At 65.2% G+C, this 16,838-nt stretch carries 10 protein-coding genes; 6 read left to right on the forward strand and 4 right to left on the reverse strand.

The features are described from left to right. The 5 genes from GM676_RS08075 to GM676_RS08095 form a co-directional block, all read left to right on the forward strand. Positions 1-757, forward strand: a 757-nt coding sequence (locus GM676_RS08075; protein ID WP_155463021.1) for a DUF3108 domain-containing protein, incomplete at its 5' end; no start/stop codon positions are given. Beyond that, the gene (locus GM676_RS08080; protein ID WP_155463022.1) at positions 754-1,491 is read left to right on the forward strand and encodes a DUF3108 domain-containing protein; all 738 of its coding nucleotides are present in this window, start codon (positions 754-756) and stop codon (positions 1,489-1,491) included. The genes GM676_RS08075 and GM676_RS08080, both read left to right, overlap by 4 nt. Positions 1,492-1,573: 82 nt before the next feature. Next, positions 1,574-2,935, forward strand: a complete 1,362-nt coding sequence (locus tag GM676_RS08085; RefSeq protein WP_155463023.1) for a hypothetical protein — start codon at positions 1,574-1,576, stop codon at positions 2,933-2,935. Continuing rightward, the gene (locus GM676_RS08090) at positions 2,928-3,695 is read left to right on the forward strand and encodes a hypothetical protein (RefSeq protein ID WP_229262588.1); all 768 of its coding nucleotides are present in this window, start codon (positions 2,928-2,930) and stop codon (positions 3,693-3,695) included. The genes GM676_RS08085 and GM676_RS08090 overlap by 8 nt, the downstream gene beginning before the upstream one ends. Before the next feature lie 3 nt (positions 3,696-3,698). Continuing rightward, positions 3,699-6,530: an ATP-binding protein gene (locus GM676_RS08095; RefSeq protein WP_155463024.1), complete on the forward strand. Its 2,832-nt coding sequence runs from the start codon at positions 3,699-3,701 to the stop codon at positions 6,528-6,530. A gap of 6 nt (positions 6,531-6,536) precedes the next feature. Here the strand turns inward: GM676_RS08095 and GM676_RS08100 are convergent, their stop codons facing one another. Both GM676_RS08100 and GM676_RS08105 read right to left on the reverse strand, forming a co-directional pair. Next, the gene (locus tag GM676_RS08100) at positions 6,537-7,043 is read right to left on the reverse strand and encodes a hypothetical protein (protein ID WP_155463025.1); all 507 of its coding nucleotides are present in this window, start codon (positions 7,041-7,043) and stop codon (positions 6,537-6,539) included. Positions 7,044-7,110: 67 nt separating this feature from the next. Continuing rightward, on the reverse strand, positions 7,111-7,638 hold the full coding sequence (locus GM676_RS08105) for a CcdC protein domain-containing protein (protein ID WP_211923183.1): 528 nt from the start codon (positions 7,636-7,638) through the stop codon (positions 7,111-7,113). A 124-nt stretch (positions 7,639-7,762) separates the two neighbouring features. Here GM676_RS08105 and GM676_RS08110 point away from each other — a divergent pair, with 124 nt between their 5' ends. After that, entirely contained in the window at positions 7,763-10,219 is a 2,457-nt protein-coding gene (locus GM676_RS08110; RefSeq protein ID WP_155463027.1) for a S9 family peptidase, read from the forward strand. Positions 10,220-10,367: 148 nt separating this feature from the next. Here GM676_RS08110 and GM676_RS08115 read toward each other — a convergent pair whose 3' ends face one another. Further along, a complete protein-coding gene (locus GM676_RS08115; protein WP_155463028.1) occupies positions 10,368-14,927 on the reverse strand; it encodes a translocation/assembly module TamB domain-containing protein in 4,560 nt (1,519 codons plus the stop codon). Then, positions 14,927-16,666 (reverse strand): autotransporter assembly complex protein TamA, encoded by a 1,740-nt coding sequence (locus GM676_RS08120; RefSeq protein WP_229262596.1) that lies wholly within the window; start codon positions 16,664-16,666, stop codon positions 14,927-14,929. The genes GM676_RS08115 and GM676_RS08120 overlap by 1 nt, the downstream gene beginning before the upstream one ends. Positions 16,667-16,838 lie beyond the last annotated feature (172 nt).

The following is a 16,838-nucleotide window of genomic DNA, read 5'->3' on the forward strand; positions in this document are numbered from 1 at the left end:
GACCGGCACGCCGCCGCCGGCGGTGGCGCAGGGCGAGACGCCGGCCGCCGTGGTGCCGGACGCCGCCCCGCGCCAGGGCCTGCGCCGCTACAAGGTGAACCTGCCGCCGTCGGCCACCTTCGACATGACGGTCGACCGGGTGGACGCCGACGGCACCAAATGGACGGGGGCCGCGACCATGACGTGGCATACTGACGGCAGCCGCTACACGGCCTCGGTGGAGGCGGGCGTCAGCCTGCTGGTCACGCGCCTCAACCTGCTGGTGCTGCGCAGCGAGGGCGAGATCGACGACTACGGTATCGCCCCGGTCACCGCCACCGAAAAGCGCGCGCGCCGCGCCGAAACCGCGACCCACTTCAACCGCGCGGACGGCACCATCACCTTCTCCGCGTCCGAGCGCAGCTACCCGCTGCTGGTGGGGGCGCAGGACAAGGCCACCGTGCCGTTCCAGCTGGGCGGCATCGGCCGCGCCGATGTCAACCAGTTTGGCAGCGACATCGATATACAGGTGGGCGAGGAAAAGGAAGCCACCATCTTCCGCTTCCAGCTGGTGGGCGAGGAGGAGGTCGAAACAAAAACCGGCAAGGTCGTGACCTGGCATTTGAGCCGTCCGCCCAAGCCGGGCAGCTATTCGTCGAAACTGGATATCTGGCTGGCGCCGGGCCTGAACTGGTATCCGATCCAGATACGTAACACGGAGGCGAGCGGCGCGCTCACCACGCAGACCGTCTCCAACATAAAGATGACAGACAAATGAAAAACATCAGTACCCTATGCGCGGCGCTGCTGCTGGCGGCCTCGGTCCACGCGGCCGACGAGCACCCGAGCGTCAAGCGCCCGACCAATCCGCTGCCCTCGGCGGACCTGAGCTACAGCCTGAAAATCAGGCAAAGCGGCCTGTCGCTGAACGGCACCGCCACCGTGCAATGGCGCGTCGGCGATGGCAAATACTCCATCGTCACCGAAAGCCGCGCCGCCATCTTCGGCAAGGTGGTGGAAAACCGCAGCGAGGGCGTGATCGACGATTTCGGCCTGGCGCCGGTGACGTTCTACGAAAAGCGCATCCGCAAGGACCCCTACACCACCAGCTTCAAACGCGACGCCAAAACCATTGCGTTTACTGAAAGCGACCTCACTTATCCGATACTGGGGGGCGAGCAGGATCGCAGCAGCGCCCAGTGGCAGCTGGCCGCCATCGCGCGCGCCGCGCCGGACAAGTTCAAGCCGGGCAGCGAGTGGCATCTGTTCGTGGCCGGCCGCCGCGACGCCGAGCAATGGAGCTTCAAGGTGCTCAAGACCGAAACCGTGGACATCGGCTCCGGTGAAATCAGCGCGGTCCACCTGAGCAAGGCGCCGCCGCCGGACGCCAAGGGCCAACAGGTCGACCTGTGGCTGGCGCCATCCATGGATTGGTACCCGGTGCGCGTGCGCTTTAACGACAATGACGGCGACTTCGTCGACCAGACACTGGAAAAGGTCGTGAAAAAGTAGGCTCCTGCTATACTGACGCCCCCGCGACAATGACGTTTTATTTGCAATTATTGCAATTGTGGGGAGTACAGAATGGCAAAGAATGATCGAACCTATAACTAGTGAAGCCGCACAGGAGCAGCAGGAGCCGGACAGCCTGCAAGCCCACTTCCAGCCGCACATATCCGCCGACGAGATCGAGCAGGTCTACCACCTGAAGCGCGCGCAGCCGCTGCTTCAGGTATTCACGGCCTTGTTCCACGGCGGTTTCGATGGCGTGCTGGTACGCCTGCTGGTGTTGCGCGAACTGGCCGGCGACACGTCGTCCACCAGCTTCACCCGTGCCGACATCAACACGCGCCTTGGCTACCTGTTGCCGGAATCGCTGGAGACGGCCGTGCTGCGCCTGCGCTCCAACCAGCTGCTGGCCTGGGACGCCCAGCAAGCCGTGTACCGCGTCACGCCGATGGCGCGCAACGTGCTGTCGGCCATCGACGCGCTGCTGGCGCTCGGCCGCGAAGAAGACGACAACGCCGAAATGGGCTTCCTGCTGTCGCAGGTGGCCGGCGCCCAGGTGATGGGCGGCGTCACGGTCGACCAGCTGAATCACCTGTTGGGCCGACTGGTGGAACTGACCGAGGAATTCTCGGACGCGATCGCCTCCGGCTCGGAATTCCGCCTGCGCGCCTCGCAGGCCAAGTGGCACATGGCGTGCGACTGGGTGGAGAAGGGCTCGGAAATCCTGCGCGCCATCACCACCGACGAAAACGCCGACAGCGCCACGCACAAGGCGGCGCAGGCCATCGGCCGCGCGCAATCGGCGCTGCTGAACATGCAGGGCATGTTCTCGCGCGCCCTCAACCAGATCGAGCGCCAGCGCGTGCACCTGGGCCAGTCCGGCCTGTCCACCACGGACATCAAGCGCTGGCTGCTGGAGCATGAGGACCTGGCCTCGCTGGCCACGGACGCGATCGACCAGCCGGTCGTCCCGCTGTTCATCACGCCGGCGGAAATGATCGACGTAGCAGAAACAGAATTAATGGCAGACCGCGTAAACACAGTTGTATCCAATGGCCTGCCGACCGGCACCGATGCGCCGACCACCATCAGCGAAGGCCCTGCCATGCAGCAGGAGCTGGACGACTGGCTGGCGCGCCTGTCCGACTTTGCGGCGCTGGGCAATTTCCCCAGCATCGCCGAGGAAGCGCCGAAGTCGATCCAGGCGCACGAATCGCTGCTGCCGGCGACGTTTGCCGTGGCCTCGTACCGCGCCTCGCTGCTGCCGCTGCTGGGCGACGCCGACGAGGCGCGCCTGCAAGGCGCCACCGCCGAACTGGCGCGCCTGCCGGTGAAGTTCTCGCCGCAAGATGAAATGGTGCAGCTGCCCGATCTGGAGGTAGCCGCCATGTCCTTAGCCTCCCTCTCACTGTCTTTGAATCCGGAAGGCGACAAGTCTGATGAATGACGATTCCCAAATTCTGATTGCGCGCCTGCTGTCGCATCAAACCCTGCGCCGCGACGATAAACTCGTCAAGCGCGTGCTGTCGGACGAGCAGTTCCGCACCGAAGTCGATGCGCGCCTGCTGGCCGTCGGCCTCAAGCTGCTCGACAACGTGTACGCCGATCACGTCACGCTGGCCCTGCATCGCAATATCGAGCCGAAGATCTTCGGCGCGAAGGATGTCTGGCAAAACAATAACTTCGGCCTGTCGCGCGATGGCGTGGCGCTGCTGGTGGTGCTGTGGGCGCAGATCATTCTGCCCAAGCGCGAACGCCAGGAAACCCACCAGCACGCGGAGGACAACCAGAACGATATGTTCGGCACCGAGAAGCCGCTGCCGCGCGCGGAAGACACCTCGATCGGCATCGCCTACAAGGCGCTGCTGGCCGACTTCGGCGATAAGCTGGGCAAGAAGACCCGTCTCGACATGAACCTCGGCATCCTGTCCAAGCTGGGCTTCATCGAGCGCCGCGGCGACGTCATCGTCGAAGGCCCGCTGCTCGATTTGCTGATGGATACCGACCTGCTGAAAGAGCGCATCGTCAACGGCGCGCTGGCCGACGTGTTCAAGCGCTCGCCGCCGACCATGGTGGCGGTGCCGCGCAGCGAGCCGCCTATCGCTGTCGATACGCCGACCGAAGCAGCCAACGACGAAGAGGAAATCCTGCCGGCTTTCGAAGCACCGCCGCCAGCTCCTATCGATGACACTCCAGCCAAGGACTAAGCCATGTTTCACATTAAATCGCTAGAACTGGTCCACTGGGATTACTGGCAACGCATCAAGAACATCCCGCTGGACGCCAAGATCATCACCATCGCGGGCCAGAACGGCTCCGGCAAGACCACCTTGCTGGACGCGCTGCGCACCCTGTTCGGCCTCGATTGCTCGATGGGCCGCACGTATAAACACTATGCGCGCCACAGCGGCCAGCAAACCGCATGGCTGCGCGCCGTGGTGGACAACAAGCCGATGGGCCGCCAGCTGTCCAACCGTCCGTTCCGCAGCTCCGGCTTCTTCGCCGAAGATGAAGTGACGCTGTTCTGCCAGATTCAGAAGAACGGCGGCGACTGGAAGCGCCAGTACCTCATGCGCCCCGGTAACGTGCAGATCGAAGACATCGGCGAACCGGTCGGCGACTGGCTCGGTGTGGAAAACTACCGCAAGCGCCTGGCGATGGCGGGCCTGTCGCCGGCCATGGCCAAGGTGCTGGCGCTGGAGCAGGGCGAAACCGACAAGCTGTGCGAATACGCGCCACGCCAGTTGCTGGACCTGGTGTTCCAGGTGTTCGGCGACAAGGAAGTGCTGGATGCCTACGATGAAGCGAAACGCCACCAGCGCGACACCGAGACCGAACTGAAACGCTTTGAAGCGGAACTGGAAGCCTCCAGGACCAATCTGGAAGGCTTGCGTCTGCGCGTGGCCAACTACCACCAGTGGGAAGACCTGAACAAGGAACGCCGCAACCTGCAAGAAGAGGTGCTGCCGTCGCTGGAGTACCACGAGGCGCGCGAGAAGCACGCCAACATCAGCCGTCAGCTGCGCGAAGCGCGCAAGCCGCTGATGCAGGCCGACGCGCAACTGGCCGACAAGCGCGCCATGCTGGCCGCGCAGGCCAAGGCGCTGTCGGATGCGCAAAGCCACGAGACGGTGCTGGAGCAGGAATCGACCTCGCTGCAAACCCGCCTGACCCACATCAACGGCAAACTCAAGCCGCTGGAAAGCCTGCTGGAGCAGAAGGCCCGTCTGGAGAAGCTGGCGTCGGACTCCGGTTCGGACCTGGCCGAAGTGGCGAAGACGCTGCAAGAAAAGGAAATCGAACTGGCGCGCCAGCGCACCGCGCGCGACGCCGTGGCCTCGAAGATCGCCGGCGAGCTGTCGACCATCTCGGCGCTGCAAGGCAAGACCGCCATGCCGGAACCGGAAGCGCAGCGCGCCATGCGCAAGGTGCTGAACGACGCCGGCATCGGCCACGTCATGCTGTCGGATATCGTGGAAGTCACCGATCCGAAGTGGCAGGGCGCGATCGAAGGCGTGCTGTCGGGCTATGCCTCGGTGGTGCTGCTGGATAAATCGTCCGATGCTTCCGCCGCTTACCGTCTGGCGGAGAAGGAACGCTATCGCCACTTCATCGTGCCGGATCTGGTGCACGCGCCGAGCGTGAAAGACGACTCGCTGATGTCGGTGGTGAAGTTCTCGGCCAAGGTGCCGTCATGGCTGGTGGAACAGCTGTCGCGCATCACCCGCGTGGACAGCGTCGACCAGGGCGCCAAGCTGGGTAGCCACGAAGAGTGGATCACGCCGGAAGCCTACCACCGCGAACGCCGCGGCGGCCGCTCGCTGTTCGTGGAAGCCTCGCGCTACCGCTTCGGCTCCGCCGGCCGCACGCAGCGCATGGAAGCGATCCAGAAAGGCTTGCCGGCGCTGGAGGCGCAGGAAGATCAATTGACGCTGCAAGTGTCCAAGCTGGCGACCGAAATCAGTTCGCTGAAAACCCGCCTGGCCGGCGTCGACGCGGCGAAAGAGCTGGCCGCGCGCGCGGAGGAATTCGACGATGCCGCACGCAACGCCGTGCCGCTGCGCGCCGAGCGTACCGAAGTCGGTGCGCGTCTGGGCGAGCTGCAAAACCTGATCAAGACCGCCGTGGTCACCCGCACCCGTGCGGACACCACCTGGCAGAACGCGCGCTTCGCCCTGTCGGAAGCGGAAGCCGGCATGCGCCTGAATCACAAGCGCCAACTGGAGCAGCGCAGCGACCACGCCGGGGCCTTGCTGGCACTGCGCAAGGCATGGCGCCATCTGCCGCAAGGCTGGCGCCGTCCCGCGCGCCGCGCCGCGCTGGTGAAGGAACATCAGAACGCGCACCAGGTCACGCTGCGCGTGCACAGCCTGGAAGCCAGCCTGGCGCGCAGCGACTGGGAACTGGATGCGACCGTGATCGACCAGTACCAGCGCCTGAACGACCAGCTGCATGCGCGCCAGTCGGAAACCGAGGAGCGCCGCTACCAGAACAACCGCGCCATCGAGGCCACCGGCAATGCGCGCGGCGCCTACATGGAGCGTCTGCGCTACACCATCAAGACCTACGCCGCCAACATCAAGGAGCTGGGCCAGTTGGCCGGCATCGAGGTGACTGCCGATCCGGTGCGTCTGGAGAACGACGACGTGCAACTGGCGCAAGCCGGCCTGCACGTGCGCTTCAAGTTCGACGGCAAGGGCGTGATCGGCATGAACGACGGTGAGGCGTCGGGCGGCCAGCAGGTGATGAAATCGCTGGTGCTGCTGATTGGTTTGCTGAAGTCGGAAGACGGCTCCGGCGGCTTCGTGTTCATCGACGAACCGTTTGCCCACCTGGATATCCGCAACATCCAGCTGGTCGGCGAGTTCCTGAAGAACACCGACGCCCAGTATCTGATGACGACGCCGCTGACCCACAACACCGACGTCTACGATCCTTCGGAGCTGACGCTCATCACCAGCAAAAAGAAAAAGGACACGGAATGGGCCCAGCCGATCTTCGTGCTCCAGCGCCGCAAGCAGGAGGAGAAAGCGGCCGCCTGACGGGATTTAGTTGGCCAGCAGTTGATCCAGTTGTTGGGCAAGGAGGGCCGCCATGTCGCGGCCCTTGGCTTTTTGCACCGCTTCCACGTAGGGATCGCGCAGCTGGCGCAACTCATCCACCGAGCCGGCTTTTTCCACCTTCAGCTGCAAGGTGAAGCCGCGCAGGCCCATGGTGCTCTTGATGGTCTTGTTGTAGAAATCGTAAACCGACTGGAATTGCCGCACCGGGTCGACCGCTGACTCGGGCAGCGATGGCGATGGCGGCGGTGCGGTGGCTTCGGGCTCCGGCAGCGAGACATAGCTGGTGGCCAGCACGATGTAGCCCTGTTCCTGCAATTCCTGCAATGCGGCCGCCGTCAGGCCCAGTCCCGCCACATTGCGCAGCAGTTCTTGTTCCGACCTGTGGCCATCCACCAACACCAGCAGGGCACGCAAACGCGAGGCAAGCTGGAACTTGCGCGTCGCAATTTCCTCGCGCCCCTTGGCGGTCTTGTCGTAAATGGAGGTGTTCATAGCAGTGCAACCTTGTTGCCGTGCGGATATACTCAGAATACCACACGACTACGATAGCACTGTCGCTTTATTTAATGTCGAAAATGTCTATCGGACGCGGTACGGGTTTTTGCGTACGGCGCCACACGATCAGGCGCCAGGAGTACAGGCCATAGAACCCGCCCAGCAAACCAAACAGCCACGACGAGATCGGATTGCCAAGGAAATCAGGATCGAGCGGCATGCCGTTGTGCATATGCAGATAGGCCTCGAACAGGCGGTAGATCAGGCGGCTGATGAACAGCATGATGACCAATAAGCCAAGCTTGCGGTCCTGGGTATAGAAAAAGCCCTCGGGCCGGTTCTCCAGGCGGCTGCGCTTCATGCTTTGCTGGCCAAGCAGGGCGCCCACCAGCACACCGGCCAGCAGCGCCACCAGCGCCACCCAGTTGCCGAGGATTTGCACCGCCACCGCCAGCACCATCACCACCATCACCGCCAGCGTGGCGTAGTGGCGCCACAGCTCGGACTTGGTGCGGCCCAGTACCACCTTCAGGCGCGAATAAATGCGCCAGACCGCCAGTGGCACCAGTAGCAACAATACGAGTGTGGTCATTTCCATAATCTGTCCGAAAGCGAAAGCTGAAAACCGTGATTGTACGGCACTGGATTGACAATCACGGCAAGCGTAAGCAAACTGGGCTTTAGCAGCCCTTCGCTTCTGGACCGAAAGGATCTCCATGAACAAACCATTATCTGTGCTGCCCCTGAATTTAGGCCTGATGGCCGCCTCGCCGCAAGCCGGCGCCCAGGAGGGCGGCTATCGCCTGCCGCCCGCCGCCCTGCAAGCCATCGTCGACGCGCCGCGCGCGCCGGCCTTGAGCCTGAGCCCTCAACGTAACATCGTGGCGGTGGTGCAAACGCCGCCGCTGCCCGGCATCGCCGAAGTGGCGCAGCCGGAATTGAAGCTGGCCGGTTTGCGCATCAATCCGCGCACCTGCGCATCCTCGCGTTTTTCGTTCGGCACCGATCTGTCGCTGCTGGACGTGGGCACGCGCAAGGAGAGCCGCCTGCGCGGTTTGCCGCGCAACCTGCGGCTGGCGGACCTGAGCTGGTCGCCGGACCAGCGCTATCTCGCCTTCACGCATGTGGCGATGCAGGGCGACCGTGGCGCGGTGGAGCTGTGGGTGCTGGATATCGAAGAACGCAAGGCGCGCAGGCTGTCGCCGCAGCCTTTGTCGGCGGTGCTGACGCGCGGCTTCAACTGGCTGCCGGACAGCAGCGGGCTGCTGGTGCACTGGCGTCCGGCCGGCATCGGCAAGCCGCCGGTGTCCAACGGCATTCCCGCCGGGCCGATAGAGCAGGACAGTACCTCGGACGGCCATGTGCGCCAGCTGCGCACCTATCAGGATCTGCTCAAGAACGAGGACGACGCGCGCCTGTTCGAGTACTACATCACGGTGCAGATGGCGGTTGTGGACTTGAACGGTAAGACGCGCCTGCTGGGCGCGCCGGGACAGTTCTCGCGCACCTCGATTGCGCCGGGCGGCGAGTATCTGCTCACGCAGAGCATCGCGCGGCCGTATTCCTACATCGTGCCGGCATCGAGCTTCGGCGAAAAGCTGGAAGTGCGCGACATGCACGGCGATGTGGTCCACACGGTGGCCAGCCTGCCGCTGGAGGAGGGCTTGCCGCCGGGGAATGACGCGGTGTCGGAAGGCGTGCGCCACGTGTCGTGGCGCGCCGATGCGCCGGCCTCGCTGGTGTGGGCCGAGGCGCAGGATGGCGGCGATCCCGCGCGCGAAGTCATTGATGGCATCCGCGATCTGGTGCTGCTCCATGCGGCGCCGTTCCGCGAGCCGCCGTTGGTGCTGGCGCGCCTGACCATGCGCTACGCCGGCATCGCCTGGGGACGCGACGATGTGGCGCTGATTAACGAGCGTTGGCACAAGACGCGCGATTACAAGCAGTGGATGATCGCGCCGGGCCACCTTTCCACGCCGCCGGAGCTGATCATCGCCGGTTCGTACGAGGACCGCTACAACAGCCCCGGCTCGCCGGTGATGCGCGCCGACGCCAACGGCTTCCCGCGCCTGTTGATCGGTCCCGGCACCACGGTGCTGCTGGACGGCGCCGGCGCCACGCCGGAAGGCGACCGCCCGTTCATCGATCGTCTGAGCCTGACCACGCGCCAGAAGGAACGCCTGTTCCAGAGCGCCGCGCCGTATTTTGAAAACGTGGCGGCGGTGCTGAATGACGACGGCACGCTGCTGCTCACCACGCGCGAATCGCCGACCGAGCGGCCGAATTATTATCTGCGTGATCTGACCAGGCCGGAAGGCGAGCAGCTGACGGCGCTGACCAATTATCCGCACCCCACGCCGCAGCTGCGGGATGTGGTGAAGGAGCAGATCCGCTATCCGCGCAAGGATGGCGTGGAGCTGACCGCCACGCTGATGCTGCCGCCCGGTTACGACGCGGCGCGCGACGGTCCGTTGCCGATGCTGATGTGGGCCTATCCGCAGGAGTTCAAATCGGCCGGCGCGGCCAGCCAGACCACCGGTTCGCCGTACCGCTTCAATGCGGTCAGCTACTGGGGACCGGCGGTGTTCCTGGCGATGGGCTACGCGGTGCTGGACAATCCATCGTTCCCCATCGTCGGCACGGGCGATGAGGAGCCTAACGACACCTATCTGCCGCAGTTGGTGGCATCGGCCGAGGCGGCGGTGGAGGAGGTGGTGCGGCGCGGTGTGGCGCATCGTCATCGCATTGCGATTGGCGGGCATTCATATGGCGCGTTCATGACGGCCAATCTGCTGGCGCATACGCGCCTGTTCCGCGCCGGCATAGCGCGCAGCGGGGCGTATAACCGCACTCTGACGCCGTTCGGCTTCCAGTCCGAGGAGCGGCCCTACTGGCAGGCGCCGGAGGTGTATCAGGCCATGTCGCCGTTTAATAACGCCGACAAGATCAAGGATGCGCTGTTGCTGATCCATGGCGCGGAAGACAGCAACTCCGGCACCTTCCCGTTGCAAAGCGAGCGCATGTTCCAGGCCATCAAAGGGCTGGGCGGCACGGCGCGGCTGGTGATGCTGCCGAACGAATCGCATGCCTACCGCGCGCGCGAATCGATCATGCAGATGCTGTACGAAACCAATGCCTGGCTGGAGAAATACGTGAAGCACGCAACGGCGTAGAATGGTGGCAGTGTTCCCCGCCAGGAGTGACGATCATGAAATGCTTTCACCGCGCCCCCGATCCTGTAACGCCCGTGGACGACCCTGCGCCGCCGAACGTACCGCACCCGGCGCCGCAGGATGATCCCATACCGGACCACAATCCTTCTTAATCAAACGCCCAGGTGTAGAGCACGTCCAGCGCGTTGTTGGTGCCGGTCTGGAATTGCAGCGTGATGCGCGGGTTCAGCTTGTACTTGAGCTTGACCAGGCTGGTCGCCGTGCCCGCGCCCTGTTCAAAACTCAGGTAGGCGCGTGACGACAGGCGCTTGCCGACTGTGACCACGGTGTTCTGCAACCCCGTCGCCGCGCCGGCGGTTGAGGTGCCGGCGGCCTGTCCCACGCCCAGCTCATCCACGCCCAGGGCGCTGGCCAGCTTGCCCTGTCCGGCGCCGCCGAACAGCGCGCCGGCGGCGGTGCTGAGCAGGGCCATGTCGTTGCCTTGCGTGTTGTCGATGCCGTGGCCCAGCACCAGCCACGCCAGCTTGTCGCTGTCCGACACGGTGGGCGTGGAGACCAGCTTGGCCTGCGGCGCCAGCGCCGTGCCGCGCACTTCCACGCCGGCTTCCACATTGGTTTCGCTGAGCGCCTCGCCTTCCGGACGGCGGCGCACGGCGAGGATGTTGAGGCCCGGGTTATCATACGCGCCGGTGAAGTTGATCACGCCGCGGTCGATCACCAGTTTCTGGCCGTAGGCGGCGTAGGTGCCGTTCACCACGCGGATGCTGCCGTTGACGCGCGGCGGCCGGCGGTCGGCCACGCGGATGCGCACGGTGCCGGCCAGTTGCGCTTCCAGCCCCTTGCTTTTGAGCGTGAAGTCGTTGCCGAGGTCCGCTTCCACGTCGATATTCAGCGGCATCCCTTGCGGCGCTTTGGCCGGGGCTTTGCCTTTGCCGAGGATGACCACGTCGTCGCTCAGCGTGGGCGTGTCGGCGCCGGCCAGCTCGATGTTGGCGCGGTCGGCACGGAATTTGCCGTCCAGTTGGAAGTGTCTGGCGTCGCGCATCAGGCTGCTGGTGCCGCTGATGGTGAGGATGCGGTCGGGGCGCGACAGCACTTCCAGTTTGTCGGCGCTGAGTTTGAGCTGCATGGTCGCTTCGTTGCCGGCGTAGCGTATCCAGCCATCGGCCTGGGCGCGGCCCTGGGCGCCGTCGAAGGCCAGTTTTTGCAGTTGCAGCTGGTCGCCGGTGAGGTGGGCTTGCAGCTGGCCGTTGCGCAGTTTGATCCCTTGATCGAGCCAGTTGACGCTGAGTTTATCGCCAGTGATGTCGCCGCTCAGCTGTGGCGCGGCGATGGTGCCGCTGCCGCCGATGGCCATTTTCAGCGTGCCGTCGATTTCCAGGCCCGGTTGGCCCGCCAGTGGCGCCAGCCAGGCGAGCGAGCCCATGTTGGCGCTGCCGTTCAGGGTGAAGCTGCTGTCGTCGGCCAGGCGGCCGTTTTGCAGTTGGGCGCTGCCGTCCAGTTTCGCCTGGCCGGCGCGGGTGCCATCGACGTTGAGCTGAACGCGCAGCGTGTTGTCGGTGACGTCGGCGCGGGCGTCCAGTGTGCGCAGGCCGAGGGCTTGCGGCAGGTCGGCGCCGATGATGGTGAGGTCGCCCTGCTCGCGGTAGACGTGGACGCCGCCGGCCAGTGAGCGGGTGGCGGCTTGCAGATTGAGGCCCCAGTCGGCGCCGATGGTCATGGTGCTGCGGACGTTGTCGCGCCAGGCGCCGGAGAGCTGGGCCAGGTAGTTGACCGGCACGCCGGCGGCCTGGCCTTTGCTGCGCCAGGCGGCGCCGTTCTTTTCGAGGTAGTCGATGCGCACGGAGCCGGTGGGCAGGTTGATGGTGGCGGCGCCCAGCGCGATCTGCTCGGGCTTGAGCAGGCCGGCGACGCCGGTGTCTTCGGGGGCGGCCAGCTTCAGCGGCGCCGGCGCGGCGAGGGTCAGGGCGAAGCGGCCTTTGTTTTGCAGGGTATCGATGGCGCCGGCCCAGGTATCGTCGGCCCAGCTGCCTTTGACGCGCAACGCGGCGTCGAAGTCCGGATTGGCGGCGCTCAGCTGGATGACGTGCGCCGAGCGCGTGCCGCTGGTTTGCAGCCGCACGCGGTCGAGCGAAATGGCTGGCGACACGTAGCGCGTGATGTCGATGTCGCTCACCAGCGGCACATCCGCCATCACCTCCGCGCCCGACATCCCGCCACGCGCCGCCGCCGCGTTGCCGCGTGCCGCGCCCACGCCGCCGCGTGCCGCGCTGGCTGTTGGGCTGCCGCCGGTTGTGCCGTTCGCCATGGCGATGGTGTTGCCCAGCGTCGCGCTGCCTTTGATGGTGCCGATTTCCTGCTGGCCGGGGGCGCGCAGGTTGCTGCCGTTGAGCGTGAGCGCGATCGCCGGCCGCGCGCTGGTGCCGGACACGGTGCCGCTGGCATGCAGCGCGCCGCCGAACTGCGGGCCGAGCGCACCCAGTTGTGGCGCGTCGAGCTTCCACTCCAGCTTATCGAGCGCGCTGCCAAAGCTGCCCTTGGCCGTCAGGCTGTTGGAGGCCAGATGCAGGTCCACGTCGGCATTGCTGACGCTTCCCCTGGACGCCGTCAGCCTGGCATAGCCCGACAGCGGTGCGTTGGCGAACGTGGACGGCTGCAAGGTCAGGTTCACCCCCGCGCGCCAATCGCTGGCCAGCCGTGCATCGCCGCTGAAAGTGGCGTTGACGGCACCCGCCTGTGCCGCGCCAAACGACGCCGGGTTCAGACGCTGGATGCTGCCGTTCAGTTTCAGCTCCGGCGTGCCTTTGACCATCACCACATCGCCAGCGGCGTGGATCAGGCTATCCGACGGCCGCTTGGCGGAAGCGAGTCCCAGGCCGCGCGCGTCGGCTTCAAAGCTGCTGCGTGGCGCTTGCATGGTGCCGGTCACCACGCCGCTGGCCGCAATCGCGCCCAGTAAATCGCTGCTCACTGCAGACAGCTGGCGTGCATCGACCTTCCATCGCAATTGTTCGCCCGGTGCGCCGAAGCTGCCGCTGACGTCCGCCGTGTTCTGTGCCAACGACAGGTGCGCATCGACGCCGCTGATGTGGCGCGCGTCGGCGTTCAGCTTGCCGTTGCCGGTCAGCGCCTGGCCCATCAACTTGCTGGCCTTGATCTGGAAGCTCGCCGCCACTTGCCACACCGGCGCCAGCGCGCCGCTGGCGCTGATGTCGGCATTGAGATCGGCGATCGGATAGCCGGGGCCGAGCGCGGAGGGATCGAAGTGGTCGGCGGTCAGCCTGGCGCTGAACGGCTGCTTGTCTTTCAGGCTGGCCTGCCCGGTGGCGCTGATGCTACCCTTCCTCGCTTGCAGGCGGGCCTGATGCAGTTGCAGCAGGGCGTCGGCCAGCGTGGCTTGCAGGTCGAGGCGCAGGCCTTTGTCGGCCAGCGTGGCTTGCAGCGATTGCTGTTTCGGCGTGCTGGTGAGCGTGATGTCGCCGGCGACGGCGGTTTTGTTGATGCTGGTGTGGAGGTTCTTCAGGTCGACGCGGTCGGTGTGCAGCTTGAAGGTGGCGGCATCGATGCCGGCTTCCGGACCGCTGCGCTGGACTTTGCCGCCGCCGGTGAATTTGCCGGCTGGGCCAAGGTCGAGCAGGACGTTGTCCAGCAAGGAGGTGGTAAGGGTGCCGTCCAGGCGTCCGCTGAAGGCTTGCAGCGGCAGGCCTTCCTGATCAAGCGGTGCGGCCTTGCCCTGGTTGAGCAGGGCGAATTGGCCGGAGAGCTTTTGATCCCTGGCGATAGCGGCGGTGAGTTTAAGACTGAATTTCGCTTGCGGCCAGCTGGCATCGAAGCCGGCGGGATCGAGATCGCGGCCGGTCAGGTCGAGCGAGTGCAAAATGATGGCGTCAAACGGCGCCAGCGCGACGACGGCCTCGCCGCTCGCGCCATTCGCCGCACCCTGCGCCTTCAGCGTCATCAGCGCCAGATCGCCGCCAACCTGCACCGCCAACCGCGCCGCGCCCACGCCGCCCGCCGCAGCCTCCGGGCGGGCCGTTGCGTTCGCGCCGCCGGCAGCCGCATCTCGTGGCGCTGCGCCGCTCGCCGCCGCGCCGTAGGTCAGCGTGGCCTTGCCTTGCAGCGCGAACGGTTTGACGCCGGCGATGGTGGCTTCGGCCTGGATGTCGCCAAACGCCGTATGGGCCGACGCCTGCTGCACGCGCCACGCGGTGCGGTCGCCATCGAGCTTGAAGCGCAGGCGTTCGATCACGTCGCTGCCGCTCTCGCTGCTCAAGGTCAGCTTGTCGAGCCGGCCGTCGGAGATGCTCAACCTGATCGGCGAGGCCAGCGACGCGGGCATCTTCGCCGGCTCGGACGGACCACTACTCTGCACGACCAGACTGCGCGCGTGCAGCTCACTAATCGTCAACCCTTCCGAAAAATACTGCAACGGCGACCAGTTGATATCAATCTGCTCCGCCGTCACCACCGTACCCTTATCGCGATACACCAGCTTATCGATGTGCATGCGGTGATACAGCGAGCCACTCACGCCAGTAACCGTAATCTGCCCGCCACTGGCATTGGCGATGCGCTGCACCAGTTGCTGCAAGGTCGACTCCCGGCCCAGCAGCCAGAAGGCGCCGAACAACAGCAGCGCAAACGCCGCCAGGCCGATCGCCACGCGACGCGGCCAACGCGCTTTCGGTTTTTGCTCTTGATCAGCCATCAGAAAGTGAACCCCAACGAGAAGTGCAAACGATACTTGTGCACCGCATGGCCATACGCCACGTCGACATTGATCGGCCCCACAGGACTCTTCCAGCGCGCGCCGACGCCGTAGCCGGACTTCGGATGCAAGGCGCTCACCGTATCGCCGGCGTTACCCGCATCATAGAAAACCGCCGCACCGTACTGCGGCTTGAACCAGTACTGATACTCCGCGCTGGCCGTGGCCAGATAACGGCCGCCGGTAATCGCACCATCCAATGGCACGCCGAGTTCCTGATACGCATACCCGCGCACCGACTGATCGCCGCCTGCGCGGAACAGATACACCGCCGGCACGCCGTTCTTGTCGCGCGAGGCCAGCGCACCGGCCTCGCCACGGAAGATGGCATTCGAACTGACACCCAGCGGCAGGTACGCCACGCCGCGCAGATAAGCGCGCACAAAGGCTTCGTCGGTCAGCACCGGCAGCAGCGCGCCGCCCAGCTGCGCGTTGAGCGCATAGCCCTTGGTCGGGAACAGCAGGTTATCCAGCTTGCGCCAGGTGACGCCATACGTCAGCGGCAAGCTCTTGCTCTGGCTGGACGGAATGCCGCCGATGGTCTTGGTCTCGGTCAGCAGCTCCAGTGTCAGCGAACGCTCCAGCAGCGGCGTGCCCCAGGTGCGCTTGCCGGCCACGCTGGCCACGCTGGTCACCTCGCCTGAAATATCGCTGCGCTCAAACGATGCGCCAATGCTGTCGTTATAGCCTTCCGGCGTGACCGGGAAATAGAAATTGCTGCTGGCGGTCTGCTTCTTGGTCTCCAGCGTCAGCGCGCTTTTCATGCGCAGGCCGAACACTGACAAATCATCGTAAGTCAGCGAGGCGCGGTTGCCGGTGTTGGTCGAATAACCGATACCGGCGCTGACGTTCTTGCGCTTGTTCTCCACCACGCGCACCAGCAGCGGCAGGGGCGCCATCGGCGCGGCCGCGTTCTGCTCCGGCGTCATGGCGGCGGCGTCCAGCTGCTCGTTGAGGATCGCGCTCATGTCGGCGCTGACTTCCACGCTGGCGAAGTAACCGGTGTCCTGCAAGCGCGATTGATACGATTGCAGCGCCGCTTCGCTGTAATAGTCGCCGGGGTGGATCTGATTCAGGTTGCTGATCACCGAGGCGGGGTAGCGCTTCAAGCCCTCGATGCGCAGTTCGCCGAAGCGCATCTCCGGGCCGCTGTCGATCGCCACCCGCAGATTGGCCAGATGCGCCTCCGGGTCGACCGTGGCCTGGCTGTCCACCAGCTGCGCGCGCGGATAGCGCGTCTGCACCACTGAACGCAGCGTCGCGCGCTTGGCCGCCTCCCAGTCGCCCTGCCTGAACACCGCGCCTTTTTTCAGCGGCCACGCGGCCTTCAGCGCTTGCTGGTCGGTGGCGGCGGCAGGGCCTTGCAGTTCCAGATCGACCTCGCCCACGCGCACCGGCTCGCCCGGCGTGACCTTGACCGTGACTAGCGGCGTGCCGGTCTCGCGGTCCAGCTGCGCGCTCACCTGCGGCGAGTAGTAGCCGTCGGTCGCCACCAGCGTGCGGATCTGCTCCGGCGCCACCCGCACCAGCCGTTGCAGCTGTTCGCGGTCCATGCGGTCATTGCCGCGAAAACGCATCAGGTCCAGGTTTTGTTCCAGCAGTTCGCGCACCTCGCCCGGCGCGTCGATACGGACTTCGTATTTCAGGCCGTCGGCCGCTTGTGCCACCGTGACCAGCATGGCCGCACCGAGGCAGGCAGCACCTTTTGTCACAACTTGTGCCAAAATTCGTGGTCCTGTCCATTTTTTTGCAGGTGATGCCGGTAACATGAGACTCCATCGGGTGTACGCTAGTGTGCATGTTACCGGATTGCCCAGAAAGATGGCGTACTAATAATATTGCTTCATCTGG

This window comes from Duganella radicis (assembly GCF_009720825.1).
GTDB lineage: Bacteria > Pseudomonadota > Gammaproteobacteria > Burkholderiales > Burkholderiaceae_D > Rugamonas > Rugamonas radicis.

What these genes read in the sequence shown, in the direction of transcription:
- GM676_RS08080 (WP_155463022.1), top strand. Translation starts at nt 754, where the DNA reads ATGAAAAACATCAGTACCCTATGCGCGGCGCTGCTGCTGGCGGCCTCG.
- GM676_RS08085 (WP_155463023.1), top strand. Translation starts at nt 1,574, where the DNA reads ATGATCGAACCTATAACTAGTGAAGCCGCACAGGAGCAGCAGGAGCCG.
- GM676_RS08090 (WP_229262588.1), top strand. Translation starts at nt 2,928, where the DNA reads ATGAATGACGATTCCCAAATTCTGATTGCGCGCCTGCTGTCGCATCAA.
- GM676_RS08095 (WP_155463024.1), top strand. Translation starts at nt 3,699, where the DNA reads ATGTTTCACATTAAATCGCTAGAACTGGTCCACTGGGATTACTGGCAA.
- GM676_RS08100 (WP_155463025.1), bottom strand. Translation starts at nt 7,043, where the DNA reads ATGAACACCTCCATTTACGACAAGACCGCCAAGGGGCGCGAGGAAATT.
- GM676_RS08105 (WP_211923183.1), bottom strand. Translation starts at nt 7,638, where the DNA reads ATGACCACACTCGTATTGTTGCTACTGGTGCCACTGGCGGTCTGGCGC.
- GM676_RS08110 (WP_155463027.1), top strand. Translation starts at nt 7,763, where the DNA reads ATGAACAAACCATTATCTGTGCTGCCCCTGAATTTAGGCCTGATGGCC.
- GM676_RS08115 (WP_155463028.1), bottom strand. Translation starts at nt 14,927, where the DNA reads ATGGCTGATCAAGAGCAAAAACCGAAAGCGCGTTGGCCGCGTCGCGTG.
- GM676_RS08120 (WP_229262596.1), bottom strand. Translation starts at nt 16,666, where the DNA reads ATGCTGGTCACGGTGGCACAAGCGGCCGACGGCCTGAAATACGAAGTC.